We start from the raw sequence: 16,927 nt of genomic DNA on the forward strand, positions 1-16,927 counted from the left end.
ATATAGTAACTTAGAAAACTAGCAAAAAGGGGAATTCAAATGTTTAAAGTGGCTATTATCGGATTAGGGGCAATCGGACAACGCCTCATAAAAGAGTTTACGAATCATCCAGAAACAAAGATTGTCGCTGTGTGTGACTCCATGAAGGACCATGCTGCGCTTACCGCTAAGAGCCTTGGTGATGTTCAAGCATTCAGTAATCACAAGGAAATGCTTCAACAAATTGACCTCGATTTGGTTTATGTGGCTGTTCCTCCAAAATTCCATCATAATGTCGTGACAGATGTAATGGAAAAAGGAATCCATGTACTTTGCGAAAAACCTCTGGCAAATTCGGTAGAAGAAGCTGAAAGTCTTTATAAAATGGCAAAAGAAAAGGAAATTCTACATAGCATGAACTTCCCACTAAACTATAGCCCTGGCAGCCAAAAATTTGCCAAGATGATTAAGGAAGGATTTGTCGGAGATCTTAGAAGACTTGAACTAAAAATGCATTTTCCACAATGGCCACGAGCATGGCAGCAAAACGCTTGGGTGGCAAGTCGTGAACAAGGTGGTTTCGTGCTAGAAGTAGGTATCCATTTTATTCAACAGATTCAAAAGATTTTCGGACCATTGGAGCTAAAACACCGATCCATTCAATTCCCGCAAGATCCAGATTCCTGTGAAGTTGGTATTGTGGCATATTTACAATTAGAGGATGGAACTCCAGTAGTAATCGATGGTCTAAGTGGAATTGCAGGTAAAGAAGAAATCCGTTTGACGGCATATGGAACGGAAGCTACTCTCTCACTGTTAAATTGGGGATTACTAGAAGGCGGCAAGGTTGGTGAAGAAATCACTAGGATAGAAAGTGACGCGACTTTAACAGACTCCCTTCTTTCCAATGTGGTAAAAGCATTAAAAGGCGAACCTGCTACCATCATTGATTTCAAAGCAGGATATGAAGCCCAAAAGATACTCGAGCAGTTACGCTCCGAATAGAAAAAAAATGCTCAAATCAAATTTTGAGCATTTTTTTATACTTTAAGTAATTATCAATCGGCAGAGAAGAAATAAGTTGACGTAATCGCCATATTAATTAATAAAGTATAGGTGCAACTAGACTTTCGCCAGCTTATTCTTGACGTCAGCCAAGTTTTCTAATGGGCTTTTACCGAAATGAACTTATATTTTACCGAACTGAACAGACATTTTACCAAAACGAACCCTTTTATTACCGAACTTCTTCATTATTTTACCAAATGGCCTAAACTACACAATCACTAACATTCCGTTCGGTAAAGAAAATCATGTTAAAATGGACACCAAATACCCTGAAAGGATGAATAAAAATGACAGATATATCATTAATCGAACACCTTCGATCATTGGAAGAAAAATTGCTACAGCCTGAAGTTCGCGAATCGGCTACAGAACTAAATCGACTATTGTCAAATGAGTTTAAAGAGTTTGGAAGTTCCGGTCGAACCTTTAATAAGAAATCTGTGATCGATGGCCTGACAAAAACAGAACGAACTACACGAAATATTCCTATGACACTATCCAATTTCGACGCTCAACTTTTGGCACCAGGGATAGCATTGACAACATTTCATATCGTCCGTCATTCAGATAACCAAAAATCTTTACGCAGCTCCATTTGGAAATTGAATGGCGATCAATGGCAGATGTACTTCCATCAAGGTACACCTACTCAACTGATATAAAATTCAACAGAGAACTTTTTTGGGTTTTATCTTTTAAATGTTAAGATTATGTAAATTATTAGAGATGATAGTTTTATCTTGATATTATGATGCTAAAATCTTGGTACAAACAAAGAAGGTGAATATATATGAATAGTGATAAAAAAGGTTTTTCCGCTCTGTTAGAGATTCTTGTTGTCTCGACAAAACTTGGGTTAACCTCATTTGGTGGACCTGTAGCCCATTTAGGCTATTTTCATGAGGAATATGTACGTAGAAGAAAATGGTTGGACGAGAAAAGCTATGCCGATTTAGTAGCACTCTGTCAATTCTTACCTGGACCTGCTAGTAGCCAAGTTGGGATTGGGATTGGAATGATGCGAGATGGATTGCTAGGAGGAATTGTATCGTTTCTTGGCTTTACCCTTCCTTCTGTAATAGCCCTAATCGTATTCGCATTAATTCTTCAAGGCTTGGATATTGCTAATGCTGGATGGATTCATGGTCTAAAAATTGTCGCTGTTGCCGTTGTCGCACATGCCATTATGGGGATGGCAGAAAAGTTGACTCCTGATTTAAAAAGAAAAGCAATTGCCCTATTTGCATTGGTTGCTACACTATTATGGCAGACTGCCTTTACACAAGTGGGCGTCATTTTGATTTCGGGATTAGTTGGATATCTTTTGTATAAACAGCATCATGAAGATGAGCCCTCTAGGATGCTCTTCCCTATTTCCAAGAGATTTGCTGTCATTTGTCTATCACTATTCTTCAGCTTACTAATTGTATTACCTATATTGCGCGAAATCACTGAGCAAAATTGGGTTGCCCTATTTGATAGCTTTTATCGTTCAGGTTCACTAGTTTTCGGTGGAGGTCATGTTGTTTTACCTCTATTAGAACGTGAATTTGTACCTACAGGCTGGTTGAGTGAAGAAGCGTTTTTAGCTGGGTATGGTGCGGCACAGGCAGTACCTGGTCCTTTATTTACATTTGCTGCTTATATCGGGGCAGTTATCAATGGTTGGCAAGGTGGATTATTAGCAACCTTCGCAATCTTTTTACCTGCATTCCTATTAATCGCAGGGACGCTTCCTTTTTGGGATGTTTTACGTCGTAACTCTAAAGTAAAAGGTGCGTTAATGGGCGTGAATGCAGCTGTCGTTGGAATTTTAATTTCAGCTTTTTACCACCCTATTTGGACAAGCTCCATTTTAGCTCCAATTGATTTTGCCTTTGCAGCCATTTTATTCAGCATGTTAGTGTATTGGAAGTTACCGCCTTGGGTAATTGTTGTGACCGGGGCTATAGGTGGTATGTTATTGGCATTCGTATAAAAAATAGTCACACGATTAGATAGACGAAGTCACTTACTAACTTAAAAAGAATAATTTACAGAAAACAACGCTCAGTGTATAACAAACTGAGCGTTGTTTTCTGTAAAAAAAGCCACCTAATTGGCAGCCTAGTAAATTATTTTCAATTAATCAAAAGACCCCATTGTTTGAAGTAATTCATTTGATTGAGGTGTTACATATATAGTTCTGCTTGGGAACGCGACTTCTACGCCTTCTTCCTCTAAGATCACCATGATTTCCAGATTTATTTCATGTTTAATTTTAACGTGTTCTGCCCAGATTGTGGTATTGGTAAAGAAATACAAAAGTATATCGAGACTGCTATCATTATAGTGATCGAATGACACCATGATTGTATCTGGGTGAACTTCGTCATGAGTCTTTAACATTTGGTCAATTCGATCTACCACTCTAGTTATTTGGTCCTTTGTAGTTTTATAGTTAATACCAAGGTGGAACGTGATTCGTCTTTTCCCCATCCGACTCCAATTGGTAATCGGTTCGTTGGCAAGGGTTGAATTAGGAACCGTTACGAGAGCCTGACTAAAAGTTCGAATCTTTGTACTTCTGAAATTAATGTCTTCTACAGTCCCCTCGACACTAGGCGTTAAAATCCAGTCACCTACCGTAAATGGTTTTTCCGTTACAATGACAATTCCACCAATTAGATTGCCTACAGCTTCTTTAGCAGCTAAAGCAAAGGCTAGCCCACCTAATCCAAGACCTGCTACTAAGCCATTTACGTCATAATCAAATTCTTGTCCAATTATACTGACACTAATAGCAATAAGTATCACACGGATTGTTCTTGAAATAAACGGAAGAAGAATTAAATCAATTTTATTGTTGATCTTTTGATTAACGCTAACTAAAATCCCCGTAGTAGGAGAAGACAAATTAAACAATCCCCAAGTAATTAAAATGATAACCATTGAACGTAAAAATTTTAAAAATAACGCATTGTGTTGTTCAATGAAAGGGAAATAATCCATAGCTACATACAAGCCTATAATGATAAAAGCCCATCCTAATGGACGTTCAAAACCTAAACAGATTTGCGTAAAGAAATCTGAGGGGGTTTTTCTAGACAATTTCAAAATCAACTGAAACACATATTTTGTAAAAATGTTTCTAAATAAAATAAATACAGCCAAAATCCCAATAGAAATTCCTAAGTTTTTTAACATATCATAGTCTAAGCCCAACGTAAAAAAAGCTATGATAAATAAACCAACAGACATTCTAATAAAACCTCTCTTTTACAATACTTATAGCAATCACAATATAATAACTTCTTATACTGGATATTTAAATACTGCAAAAGTCGGAAATTTTTTTGCTTCTAGGATGGCGAGAGATAAAATGACTTGAAGAGCCTATCCTTAAAACCTACCAAATGATTCTTCAATCGGCACTTTCTCCCATAGGTTTTTCTATTACTATCGTACACTGTCATTCGCGCTCTATGAACTAATTTTTCTACAAACATATATCATTTCGTGGCTATCATCGCTCAAGGGACTCTTATCCCAAGAACCGTAAGCATGTTCTATCTTAAAACCATTTTGCGTTAAAAGCCTTTCCATTTCCAAAGGATATACATACCGTAGTGAAATGCTATCATGCTGGATTTCGTCAATTTTCCCTTCTTCATTCAGAATCTTTCTTATGGATTTACAATGTAAGATTTGCGTCAAAGGATTATATTCTTCTAAATTGGTTTCTTGAATCTTCTGGCCACGATGATTGGTGTATTCCTGTACGCTTTCATCTATTTCTGCTAATTCTTTTAATTTTGGGTAACGAGTTCCAAAGATAAATATCCCCGCGTTTTCCAAATGGTGATGAATGGACTGCAACAAATTATTTTGAGAATCATTCGTCAAAAAATGCTGAAAGGAGTTACCTGTCATATACATGAATCGGTATTTTTGCTGCAAGTCTAGTTTCGTGCAGTCCTGTAAAACCCAATGGATGGTTAACTCTTTTGATTTTTCCCTCGCCGTATTTAACATGCCCTCTTGTAAATCTACACCAGTCAACGTAAATCCTTGTTGAGCCAGTGGCAACGTAATTCTTCCTGTCCCACATGCCAGGTCTCCTACTCGTCCTCCTTGTTTCGTTGCCCATTCCAATAAAAGAGGAAGGTCTTTCATATAGGAACCGTATTGCTTGTCGTATACGTCCGGATTAGCGTACTTCTCAAAATTATCAAAGAAAATATTCATTTTGCATCCTCATTTTTAGGTAGTTACTCTCCTCTAAAAAGCAGTAATCTTAACTTAACTATTCTAGTTTTCCTATATTGAATCCTCTATCCATTCTTGGAAAATAAAAATGGAGTGCCCCTTTATTGGAACACCCCTTACACGGATTAATATACAATTTCCTCTTTAGGCTTACGCACAAGACACATGATTCCTGCAATCAAGAATAATATGGCGGGTAGCCAACCTAGTAAAATCGTTCCAATTCCTACAATTAAAGTACTAATAATTAGTAAGATTCCTGCCAATTTGTTTTTACGTTTCATCACGGCTAAAGCGATGATACTAAGTACTGTACTAATCAGCACGACAATGACAAAGCCCCAACCAATACCTCCTAGCAGGTCCATAATCATATTAGCGTCCACCCCTGCGTCCGCCAATGCTGGATCTCTTGTAATTTCCTGCTCAATTGAGTTGCGAATTGAAGCATCGGATAATCCTATGTTGACTAAAACGGCCATCCCAATCATGAATAAATTAATAACGATTCCAATAATGCTCATAACTTTTTCAGCTGTACGTTTCATCGTATTTCCTCCAGAGTATAGTATCTGTATTTCCTTTCCCCTTTTTTACGAATCATACTCCATTTAGTTTCAAAAAATGTCATGATTTTTGTCTTAAATATCTTTTGTCCTGCATAAATAGACTCCAGAAATAAATAAAACCAGGGAAAAGAATCGCAAATCCCACTATATATACAATGAAAACCGCCCTAAAAGAATTGGGGTCCGTAAATCCGGTCTGAATCGTTACATGAGGATATACGATATATGGTAAATGCGCTTTTCCATATACGTAGCTTGCTAATATATATTGAAAAGTGATGGCAATTACCGCAATTCGTGGCATCCCTTTGATTCCTTTTTTATCTTTTATGACCAACGCCAAGCCAGCTACAACAAAGCCAGTAAGTGAACCGATTAACAACGGTACATCTTTCATCATTTTTTCAAAAATCCACGGTGCTTCCCCTTTCATCGTCAGCATGATTAAAAAGGCCATTACTAATGAAATGGGCCCAAGAATCATCGCATCGCGCCGGTACACATCATAAGCAGTATCTTCAGCTGAAGCCTTCGAATAGTCCGCAAGCAGTAAAGATGACAAAAATAGTGAACTAGTAATCGCAAACCCAATGAATGCATAGACGTGAGGGCTAGTAAACAACTTTCCTAACAGCAAGGTCTGCCTTTCACCTTCAAACAGTATGTAATCGCCATGTGATATAGGCAAAACAGCCATTAGCAAACCGGGAATAATAATGCCTGAAATCCCTGAAATATACACAAGCAATCTCCGGTACTTTTCTGCAGTATGAGAAAAAACCAAGAAAGCACTTCGAATAGACAAAAGCAATAATATGAGGCTTCCTGGAATCAAAAGAATGGTCCCTAAAATGTAGGCAGCTCCTGGGAAAAAGCTATATATCGCCACCACGATCGCGACAATAAATACATTTGTCACTTCCCATGTTGGTGACAAATATCGGTTTGCAATATTGGTGGCATTCGTTTTTTCCCTATTAATATAAACCATGGACCAGAACCCTGCACCAAAGTCCATGGAGGCCATGACTGCATAAATAAATACAAATCCCCATAATACAGTGATGGCTAAAAGCTCATCTCCAAATGTAATCCCTGTCATGTTTTCAACACCCTCTTATTAGTGAATAGTTAATCCGTTAGGTTCTTGTGATTTCCCTTCAATATCATTAATAAGCGGATGTCTTTTGAAGTAATAATACAGCACTAGCACTACCGATACTCCAAGGATCGCGTACACGGCCAAAAACATGGCAAATAACGGACCTAAATTAGTTTGTGTTGTAGCTGAATCAGCAGTACTTAAAATACGGTAAATCGTCCACGGCTGTCTACCGGTACAGGCAAAAATCCATCCAAATTCTATAGATAGAATGGATAATGGACCTGTAGAAAAAAATAGCCATAACATCCACTTTGGGAACCGATCTTTTTTCATAATTTTATTCCAAACAAACCCGATCATAGAAAGAAGAATGGTGAAGCTTCCGATTGCGACCATTCCATTAAAAAGGGTATGTACAAACAATGGTGGCCAAAATTCTTCTGGATAATCGTTCAAGCCTTTGACGACCGTATCGAAACTATTGCCTGCCAAAAAACTTAGTGCCCAAGGAATTTCGATCGCCCAATCCACCTCTTGTGTTTCACGGTTGGTAAAACCACCAATAGCCAGCGGCGCATGGGATTGGGTTTCAAATAAACCTTCAGCTGCCGCCAATTTTTCAGGTTGGTACTTATGCAAGTATTGAGCAGATTCATGACCATTTATGGCACTAAGTAATGAAAAAATACCCCCAACCATTAAGCTTAGCATCAGAGCTTTGAAATGATGCTGATATTGACGACTTTCAAAAGGTAGTTTTAATAACTTAAATGCAGCTACAGAAGCTGTAACAAACGCACCTGTCATAAGAGCCGTCAACGCCACATGACCAGCAGTCACAAAGAAGCTTGGATTAAAAAACGCCGCCCAAGGATCCACATCAACTATTTTTCCATTCACAATGTTAAAGCCTGCAGGTGTCCCTTCAAAGGCATGCACATTCGAAATGAGGATAGCCGATGCAAGTGCGCCAAACGTTACAAGTGTAAGACTAATCACCCTAGCTTTTGCCGATATACGATCATAGGCGTACACATATATAGATAGAAATAGTGCTTCAATAAAAAAAGCGTAGATTTCTATTTGAAACGGTAGAGCCATTACACGACCCACTACCTCCATAAAACCAGGCCACAAAAGGGACAGTTGTACCCCAGCGATAGTCCCTGAAGGAATGGCGATTCCTAAGAGAACTGCTTTAGCTTTCGTCCATCTTTTTGCCATGATGGAATAGTCCACATTCTTCGTTTTCAAAAACATGATTTCTGCAAGCAAAATCATAAATGGAATACCTACACCTAACGTAGCAAAAATAATATGAAATGCCATCGTCGTCCCAAACATCGATCTAGCAATTACAATATCAGTCAACATCCTTACCCCTCTCATCAACATTCAAAGATATTTTGAACAGAAAAGGAAAAATTATACTTTCACAGAAAGAAATCTTAGGTTGTACCACTTTCAAAAGGATGTTGAAATCTTACGAAAAAAAGCCCTGTACTTAGTACAAGACTTTAAATATTCCACAATGAAGATTTTCTATAAAACATAAAAATGATGATGTTTAACAACATGGCGACAAGGAAAACCAGGTTAGGTGTAAACCATTGAGCAAGCCAGCCTGCTGCAAAAATAGCAAAGGGCATTCCTAGTTTGAAGATCGACCCCGTTATTCCACTAATTCTTCCTATCATATGTGTAGGTGTCGTTTCCTGTCTGTATGTCCAAATACATATTGAAGTGATGGTTCCAAAGAGTCCTTCTAAAAACAGTCCAATTCCTAATAGTACGGGATCATTTGCCATATATAGAAAGAAAAAGGCTAGGGATGTTAAAAGGGTAGCCACCCCTAGCAGATGTCCCATCCTGAATTTTTTTCTTAGTTTAGCCACTAATGAGCTTCCTACCATCCCACCAACCCCCGCACAGGATAGGACAAGACCTAATGCTAAATGGTCAAGATGAAGGCTGTCCTTTGCAAAGAAAATCACCATGGCATCAACCATGCCTGTGGTTGAATTAATGAAAACGACAAAAATGGTGATTAACCATAGTGGTCGGTTGCTTCTTAACCCCTTCCATCCTTCCGTTAAATCCTCTAGTAGATTGGTAGTTTTTACGATTTTTTCCTCATTATGTTCTAAAAACATTAAAGAAAATAATGCAATTATGAACGCTACTGCCGTAAAGAGCAACCCATCATGAAGATTAGATAATAACAAAATAAATCCCGAAATCGCTGGGCCCATAATTCCAATCAATGTATAAATGAATGAAAAGGATGCATTGGCAGAGGTGAGCATTTCATGTGGCAATACTTGTTTTACAATACTGAATCGCGCGTTGAAAAAGGCATAGCTACAGGTCATAAGTAGGAAACCTGAGATGTAAAAAAGGAATAACGGGTGAAAACCTAGCTCAAGCATCATATATAACAGCCCAAGTACCATTGCCTGAAGGAAGATTGCCCACAGAGACCACCGTTTTTTATTGACGCGGTCGACAATTACCCCAATAAATAAAGCCAGTAATAAGTTAGGTAAAAATTCTATCCCCCTCATCGTGGACATTGCTACTGAAGATTGCGAGATATCGTATAAAATTAATGGCAATGCCAATTCATACACCTTGCTCCCAAGCGCCAATATTGCACCGGAAACAAATAAAATAATGAAGTTTTTATTTTTCCATATCGATGTTGATTCTTGCACGACGACTTGTGTTTCCATACGTTCGCCCTCCTATATATTTCTAATTTTACCTTTTGATAAGGTGAAAAAAAGTGTAAAGTTAAATAAAGGAATTTCACCTTTTTATTTGGAGGCTTTTGAGTATGAGGATAGAAGATTATTATTTGATGCTAAGAAATTATTACCCTAGTACACTAGAGCAGATTCCATTTGAGGTGACGCTAGAGGATGTAAGTGTGGCGTTAGATTGTACAAAGCGAAATACGAACCTTCTGTTGGCTAAAATGGAGGATAGAAACTGGATTAATTGGATTCCTGGTAGAGGCAGAGGGAATCGGTCAACCATTGTTTTTATCCAAAATAAAGAAGCGATTCTCTTTTCCTTGGCAACGAAAAGAGTACAAAAAGGCGATATAAAAGGGGCATTCCAGCTTTTAGAATTACAAGGAAATTTCACAAAATGGATGGAACAGCAAATGGGATTCGTCCAGGATGAAACTACATTGGATGTTTTACGGTTTCCCTTTTATCGGCCGATTCTAGAGCTAGACCCCGCTTTTGTCACACGAAGAAGCGAAGCCCATATGGTAAAGCAAATTTTCGATACTCTACTAATCTATAATAAAAAAACACGCATGCCAGAAGCGAATCTATGTCACTATTGGCAAAGTGACTCCGACCATAAAATTTGGCGTTTCCATTTACGAAAAGGACTATTTTTTCATGATGGAAAGCCCTTGACAGCTCATGATGTGAAATTTACGTTAGAGAGGATTCTTTCCGTGGGTTCTCCACATGTGTGGATGACGGAAAAAATCAAGAAAATTAAAGTCTTGCACGACTATAGGATTGAAATTGAACTTGTTGATTCTAATTCTATGTTTGATTTGTTCTTATGTTCTGAGGGTTTGTCCATTGTACCATCCCATCTTTCGAATAGTGAGTCTTTTTCTCGAATGCCTGTTGGAAGCGGTGCCTTTTCAATCATCAATAATGATTCCACATTACTGAAATTAAAAGCCAATGATTACTATTTCAAGGAAAGAGCGTATTTAGATGTCATCGAAATGTGGGTATGGCCAGATTATCACGGAAATAATCCATTGTCAGGAGTTCAGGTGGAATTTCTGCCATTAACCAGTGAAAATCATACATTAAAGGGTATCGAAAACCTGGAAATTGGAGCTACCTATCTCGTTTTTAACCTGAATAAAAAAGGGCCACAACAAGATTCTTATTTCCGCGAAGCACTGCATGTAGTGCTGGATCGTTATCGAATGATTCAGCAATTAGGCGGGGGACGAGAAAGCCCAGCGAGTGGATTTATTCCAACATTTGATAACGATGGTGACATGTGGGATATGACAGAAGCTCACCGACTTTTAAAGCAATCCCAGTATGCTGGAGAATCCGTGAAGCTGTATACTTATGAAATGAAAACGAACGAGGAAAATGCAGACTGGATTAGGGATTGTGCTCGAGATTTAGGTGTGGTCTTGGAGGTCGAAGTTCTCCCTATCAATGAATTGAAGAAATCGATGTGGGATGCGGACATGATTTTGGCTGGTGAGGTGTTTGACCATCCTATCGAATTAGGCTTGCTTCATTTCTTTGCAGGTGGTGATTCTTTTATTCAAGTAGCTTTGGACTGTGAGTTGAAGCAATTACATACCTTGAATATTGAAAAAGCAATGGAAGCTTGTAACCAAGAGGATCGTCTGGAATATCTACGCATAATAGAAACTGAATTAAAGGCTCGACATGCGATTCTATTCCTTTACCATAGCCGACAAACCGTCTACCATCACGATTCGTTGAAAGGAATTAGTTTAAATGCGTTAGGATGGATGAATTATCGGGATTTGTGGATTGATCGGACTTCCTAGCTGGGTTGGGGTCTAGCTATTTTAGGTTGCTTGGCCCCTGATGTTATTGCTTGCATTTTGGGCTGATTTCCTGTTTTCCCTACTTGCTTTTGTCGAAAAATCGGTATTTTCGGATTTTCGAAAGTATTTTACCCTTTTCGAAAGTATTATGGATCTTTCGAAAGTATTTTTACCCAATTTGAAAGTAAATAAAAGCCAATCAAAAGCAGGGAAAATCCAATGGAATAATTTTTATTAAATTTAGAGGAATATTGGCTTCCATGGAGAAATATTTAGGCTAAATCAATACTTGGAGTGATCACATGATAATAAAAGACCTGAAAGTGCCAATTTCCATTCATTTTTTAGAAGCTTTACTACGCAGACTTCCTCCCTTTCATCCTAAAATTCCATATTTAAAAGAAGAACTCAATATCCGTCAAGCTGGATATGCTGGTGAGATCGCCATGACTTTCCCCCTCAGTTTTCTCGACCCAAAAAATTATCACATCTTCCGTGGGATTCGACTATTTGATGAAAAATACCATTTCCAGTTGGACATCCTCGTGCTATCCAAACAATTCATCCTCATCTTAGAAGTGAAAAACTATGGAGGAATTATTTACTTTGATCCAGTATTCAATCAACTCATTCAAACTAAAGAAGAAAAAGAGAGATCATTTCCAGATCCACTCATTCAAGCTCAGCGCCATAAATCACAATTCACAAAATGGTTGGCTACAAATGGGTTTTCGGAAATCCCAATATTCCCATTAGTTATCATTAGTAATCCCAGAACCATTATCCGCACATCTCCTGATAATAATTCCATATCCAATAAAGTCATTCATCGAGATATATTACCTTCTAAGATTAAACATTTTGAAAAATCCAACCCCTTAACTAGATTTAGTGAGAAAGAAATAAAAAAAATTATTCGCCTTATTAATAAGCAGCATACTGAAGGAGAATCTTCAATTATTGAACATTATCAAATAATAAAGAGTGATTTACAAAAAGGGGTTTTTTGTCCAGAATGTAATTATTTACCAACACTTAGACGCCATGGCACTTGGTATTGCCCAAAATGCAGGTCTAAAAATAAAGACGCACATATCAACGCACTTAATGACTACAAATTATTGATAGGTTCTACCATAACAAATAGCGAGTTAAGAGATTTTTTTATACTAGAATCTCCTGCAGCAGCCTCTAGACTTCTTCAATCCTTAAACCTTCCTTTCACAGGCACCTTCAAAAACAGAGTGCATAAACTTTCCTTTAAAGATTAATAAAAAACCGCCCGAGATCCCTCCCGAACGGCACTTCATATTAAAATTTAACTATTATCACTAACTTTTTAAAAAATATTGCTACCTATTTATTCACAATATACTTCTTGAATTTTTCAGCATCAGAAGCCTTGCATTCAACTTTCATTAAGGTGCCTTCTTCTTCGTAGCTGACTGCTTTTACGTTAGCTACCTCGTTTAAATATGAAACGACTCCCCCTTGGTCATACGGGATTACTAACTCGCAGTTGACGTATTGGGCAAATAAGTGAGATCGAATCATGTCAGTCAACTCTTGGATTCCGATACCTTGTTTCGCTGAGAAGTAGATGTCATCCTGGTGTACCACCGGTAAATCCTCTCGTACTAATTCTGCCTTATTGTAGGCATAGATGGTTGGGATTCCTTTTACTCCAATGTCTTCTAGCGTTTGATTGGTAATATCAATCAATTGTAGGTAATTTGGATTGGAGTAATCGACCACATGGATAAGCAGGTCTGCTTCAGCCACTTCTTCAAGTGTTGAACGGAACGCTTTGACTAAGTGGTGAGGAAGTTTGCTGACAAAACCGACTGTATCCGTCAATAAAAATGTTTTATTATCAGGTAGCGTGATGTTTCTTACGGATGTTTCCAATGTAGCGAATAACATATCTTTTTCGAACACTTTCTTTTCTACTTCCGGCATGTAGGCTTCTAGCATGCTGTTCATGACTGTCGACTTCCCAGCATTGGTATAGCCTACTAAAGCCACGACAGGAACCTCAAGTTTTTTACGCTTTTTACGTTGTATTTGACGTTGTGCTACCATGATTTCTAAATCCTTTTTCAGAACGGAAATCTTTTCTTCAATACGACGGCGGTCGAGTTCAATTTTCTTTTCCCCAGTACCTTTGTTCTTTGTTCCTACCCCACCGCTTTGTCGGCCAAGTGATTGCCCTAAGCCAACTAGCCTTGGCAGCATATATTGGAGCTCAGCTACTTCAACCTGTAATTGTGCTTCTTTTGTTTTTGCACGGTTGGCGAAAATATCAAGAATCAAAATCGTACGGTCAATCACCTTACAATCCAATTCCTTTTCTAAATTACGAATTTGTGAAGGTGATAATTCATCATTAAAAATGACCAAGTTCGCATCCTTTTCTTCGACAAGATGACGAACTTCCTCCACCTTCCCTTTACCAATATAATGGGATGGATTTACACGTTGTAAACTTTGAGTGATACGACCAAGAACCTCTACATCACAAGCATGGGTCAAGTTCACAAGTTCTTCCATTGAATATTCAAAATCCTCAGTATGTCCGAGATTTACTCCTACTAGTATCGCTTTTTCCACTATAGCTTCCATTTGCTACCTCCAAAAATTAAATTTTATAAGTTCAACTTGCCGCAAATGAAAAGTGGTACAGCGGACTTCAGGTTTATGATCCAATATAAAAAGCACAGATGTACTGTGCTTCATAAACGGAATATGAGAAAGAAACCAAAACCATTAGATAGTTTGGGTTTCTCACTCAACACGTATGGAATTGACTATTTTCGCAAATTTGCGATTGGGTTTTAAAATAGACAGACCAATCCCGCTTACTCTGAACACGCACCAGAGTCCTTGAGCACTATTCAATTAGCGGCACAAAGCTTGTAGTCGGATTCTTCCAGATAGGAAGCAAGCAGTCTGAATCATTTCGAAAACCCTCCGTTCCTTAAGATTATGGTCATTTTAACATATGTACTTTTAGGATACAATGTTCTTCCTATCATTTATCGGAAATTTTATCCAACAAAGCATCCAATGTCATTTCCCCCATGGATGAGATGCGCACTTGATAATCCTCGAATTCTAAATTGCTTGTTACCGGATTCGGTACAATCGCACAGTGCAGACCAGCTTTACGGGCTGCCATCAAACCATTCAATGAATCTTCGAACGCCAAAGCTTCAGAAGATTCTATTCCCAGTGCCTCCACTGCCTTCATGTATAATTCTGGATCAGGCTTTACTTTTGAGACATCATCCCTTGTTTTGATAACCTCAAAATACTCGATTATCCCAAGCTGCCTTATGTAGCCCTCTACCCATTGACGCGAGGAACTCGAAGCTAGAGCAATACGTATGCCTTTTTCCTTTGCTGCTTTAAGGTAATCTTCTACTCCTTCACGCAAAACTGGTTCACCCATTTTAATCTTGTATATCTCATGGGTTTCTTTTTCGATTGTATCCCGATCAATTTTTGTTTCTACATTTTCCCTGATATGCTGATATAAGACCTCATCCGTTGTCCCAATTACCTTTGAAAAATCCTCTATTTTCAAATCCATTCCATACCCTGAAAGTACCTCTCGATACGAATCGTACCAGACTGATTCAGTGTCGATTATCAGTCCATCAAAATCAAAAACTAACGCTTTAATCATCTAAATTCCCCTTATATTCAATATTTAATTTCTCTTTCACAATCATGAGACCCTTTTTGGGTTCGAGATAGAATTGACTTTTTTCTTCTACCTTTTGCTTTAATTCCCTCGCCCTAAACATACGGTTTTGAAATAATCGTTCTCGCATATTAATGGCTAAGATATGCCCATGTGTAAATGTAACCTGTGTGTGGTATGTATCGATAGCCTTATGATTGATGATATGATTTAAAGCAAACCAACCGCAATCTAGATTGTTTGGTGAAGAGTGAGGAAACCAGTACAAATTATGCAAGGAACTAATCATGATTGGTTGGCTATATCCATTTCCTAAGTGGAAGATTGCAGCTTTACGTGCTCCTTCAAAGTCACTTCCATAGTGTAGTAGACTTTCTTTAATGATTTGTAAAGGCGCTTTATTAACGATAATTACTTGCTTACCCTCTAACACTAATGAAATCAAGTTTCCATTTTCGTCTAACTTAGGTAATAACGTTATCGTCTCTAGATTAATACGATATTGGTTTCGATAATGAATTTTCATTTTTAAAATAACTCCTTTTTAAATTGATTCTTTGCAATTTCATTAAAAAGGGGTATACTAATATTCGGACAATTAGTTGGTACACCCCAGCTATTGCACGGCCTTAAGCAACGTCCTGCCAGACAATTGCTTAAGGCCTTTTTATTTTGAATTTCATTTTCATTACCTCCCATTCCCCGGGCAATGTTTGACAAAAATCTGACACCATTCATCAAAATCCCCTACCATTAGACCCATTATCCAAATTTTAGTTTTTGTTGTAAACAATAAATTCTGAATTTTCACTAACATTAATTAAACAATTATATAAAATTCAATATTTTGACAAAATTAGATATATATACAAAAGATTCATTAAAAATACCAGTTTTATATATTATAATTTCAAAATCAATCCTAATTTCTTACTAGTAGATATATATTATAACAAGTCCATATTCACCAATCTCCTGTATTTACCAAAAGTTTTACATATTGGTTAATTAGGATTCTAGTGTATATTTAATAAGTAGGATTTTTGATGGGTTCATTTATCAATTAGGAGATATGTAAATGCATGAATTATTGAATATATTTTTGTCTTTACCTAAAGAGGTAGCGGCAGCTTTGAGCATTCTACTAAACATAGGAATTAGTATTGTGGGCGTAGTTCCTAGTGCCTTTTTGACGGTTATCAATTTAAAAATCTTTGGCTTTGGTGGAGGGGTTTTCATCTCTTTCCTCGGGGAACTTTTTGGAGCGATTATTTCCTTTTGGTTGTATCGGAAGGGATTCCATAGATTTATCAACCAAAAGTCCTTTAATTATCCTCGTTTACAAAAACTATTGAGTGTAACGGGCAAGGATGCTTTCTTACTCGTTTTTACTCTGCGTTTATTAATATTTGTGCCATCAAGTGCTGTTACTTTTTTTGCTGCTGTAGGAAAAATGTCCATGGTGACCTTCTTGGTAGGGAGTTTGCTTGGGAAAATCCCAGCTTTAGCATTAGAAGCATATTCCACCTATCAAATTTTGCATTGGACATTACAAGGAAAAATTATATTAATACTTTTATCCTTAGTACTCTTTATTGTCATTTTCAGAAAATGGAAAACCAACTCTGCATAGCCCTTGTGTGAGGGTTTTTTTTGCCCGAAAGCATATGACA

General features: G+C 37.6%; 16 protein-coding genes. 6 read left to right on the top strand and 10 right to left on the bottom strand.

Annotated elements, in window-relative coordinates:
* The first annotated feature begins 39 nt into the window (after window positions 1-39).
* From DBX25_RS08015 to DBX25_RS08025, 3 genes are all read left to right on the top strand, one after another.
* Complete coding sequence (locus DBX25_RS08015; protein WP_108670264.1) at window positions 40-984, top strand: Gfo/Idh/MocA family protein; 945 nt, start codon at window positions 40-42, stop codon at window positions 982-984.
* A gap of 350 nt (window positions 985-1,334) precedes the next feature.
* Entirely contained in the window at window positions 1,335-1,709 is a 375-nt protein-coding gene (locus DBX25_RS08020; protein WP_108670265.1) for a nuclear transport factor 2 family protein, read from the top strand.
* 128 nt (window positions 1,710-1,837) lie between these two features.
* Complete coding sequence (locus tag DBX25_RS08025; RefSeq protein WP_108670266.1) at window positions 1,838-3,025, top strand: chromate transporter; 1,188 nt, start codon at window positions 1,838-1,840, stop codon at window positions 3,023-3,025.
* 146 nt (window positions 3,026-3,171) lie between these two features.
* On the opposite strand, the gene DBX25_RS08030 is transcribed toward DBX25_RS08025, so the two are convergent.
* The 6 genes from DBX25_RS08030 to DBX25_RS08055 all read right to left on the bottom strand — a co-directional run bounded on the left by DBX25_RS08030 (window position 3,172) and on the right by DBX25_RS08055 (window position 9,701).
* Complete coding sequence (locus tag DBX25_RS08030; protein ID WP_108670267.1) at window positions 3,172-4,287, bottom strand: mechanosensitive ion channel family protein; 1,116 nt, start codon at window positions 4,285-4,287, stop codon at window positions 3,172-3,174.
* Window positions 4,288-4,509: 222 nt separating this feature from the next.
* Window positions 4,510-5,274: a class I SAM-dependent methyltransferase gene (locus DBX25_RS08035; protein WP_240620210.1), complete on the bottom strand. Its 765-nt coding sequence runs from the start codon at window positions 5,272-5,274 to the stop codon at window positions 4,510-4,512.
* 146 nt (window positions 5,275-5,420) lie between these two features.
* Window positions 5,421-5,843, bottom strand: coding sequence for a DUF4064 domain-containing protein (locus DBX25_RS08040; protein ID WP_108670268.1), 423 nt, complete (start codon window positions 5,841-5,843; stop codon window positions 5,421-5,423).
* Window positions 5,844-5,922: 79 nt separating this feature from the next.
* Entirely contained in the window at window positions 5,923-6,966 is a 1,044-nt protein-coding gene (locus tag DBX25_RS08045; RefSeq protein ID WP_108670269.1) for a cytochrome d ubiquinol oxidase subunit II, read from the bottom strand.
* An 18-nt stretch (window positions 6,967-6,984) separates the two neighbouring features.
* A complete protein-coding gene (locus tag DBX25_RS08050; protein ID WP_108670368.1) occupies window positions 6,985-8,340 on the bottom strand; it encodes a cytochrome ubiquinol oxidase subunit I in 1,356 nt (451 codons plus the stop codon).
* A 146-nt stretch (window positions 8,341-8,486) separates the two neighbouring features.
* Window positions 8,487-9,701 carry an MFS transporter gene (locus tag DBX25_RS08055; RefSeq protein WP_108670270.1) on the bottom strand — a complete coding sequence of 405 codons (1,215 nt, stop codon included), beginning with the start codon at window positions 9,699-9,701 and terminating at the stop codon, window positions 8,487-8,489.
* Between the two features lie 104 nt (window positions 9,702-9,805).
* On the opposite strand from DBX25_RS08055, the gene DBX25_RS08060 reads away from it, so the two are divergent.
* Together DBX25_RS08060 and DBX25_RS08070 are read left to right on the top strand one after the other, a co-directional pair.
* On the top strand, window positions 9,806-11,548 hold the full coding sequence (locus DBX25_RS08060; RefSeq protein WP_108670271.1) for an SgrR family transcriptional regulator: 1,743 nt from the start codon (window positions 9,806-9,808) through the stop codon (window positions 11,546-11,548).
* A gap of 302 nt (window positions 11,549-11,850) precedes the next feature.
* A complete protein-coding gene (locus DBX25_RS08070) occupies window positions 11,851-12,819 on the top strand; it encodes a nuclease-related domain-containing protein (RefSeq protein WP_108670273.1) in 969 nt (322 codons plus the stop codon).
* Between the two features lie 85 nt (window positions 12,820-12,904).
* Here the strand turns inward: DBX25_RS08070 and hflX are convergent, their stop codons facing one another.
* From hflX to DBX25_RS08090, 4 genes are all read right to left on the bottom strand, one after another.
* Window positions 12,905-14,170 carry a GTPase HflX gene (gene hflX / locus DBX25_RS08075; protein WP_108670274.1) on the bottom strand — a complete coding sequence of 422 codons (1,266 nt, stop codon included), beginning with the start codon at window positions 14,168-14,170 and terminating at the stop codon, window positions 12,905-12,907.
* A 409-nt stretch (window positions 14,171-14,579) separates the two neighbouring features.
* Entirely contained in the window at window positions 14,580-15,236 is a 657-nt protein-coding gene (locus DBX25_RS08080) for an HAD family hydrolase (RefSeq protein ID WP_108670275.1), read from the bottom strand.
* The gene (locus tag DBX25_RS08085; protein ID WP_108670276.1) at window positions 15,229-15,780 is read right to left on the bottom strand and encodes a competence protein ComK; all 552 of its coding nucleotides are present in this window, start codon (window positions 15,778-15,780) and stop codon (window positions 15,229-15,231) included. The genes DBX25_RS08080 and DBX25_RS08085 overlap by 8 nt, the downstream gene beginning before the upstream one ends.
* Window positions 15,781-15,782: 2 nt before the next feature.
* Entirely contained in the window at window positions 15,783-15,992 is a 210-nt protein-coding gene (locus DBX25_RS08090) for a hypothetical protein (RefSeq protein WP_108670277.1), read from the bottom strand.
* A gap of 340 nt (window positions 15,993-16,332) precedes the next feature.
* On the opposite strand from DBX25_RS08090, the gene DBX25_RS08095 reads away from it, so the two are divergent.
* Entirely contained in the window at window positions 16,333-16,887 is a 555-nt protein-coding gene (locus DBX25_RS08095) for a TVP38/TMEM64 family protein (RefSeq protein WP_108670278.1), read from the top strand.
* The last annotated feature ends 40 nt before the right edge of the window (window positions 16,888-16,927 follow it).

It is taken from the genome of Peribacillus acanthi, from assembly GCF_003073175.1.
Lineage (GTDB): Bacteria > Bacillota > Bacilli > Bacillales > DSM-1321 > Bacillus_BN > Bacillus_BN acanthi.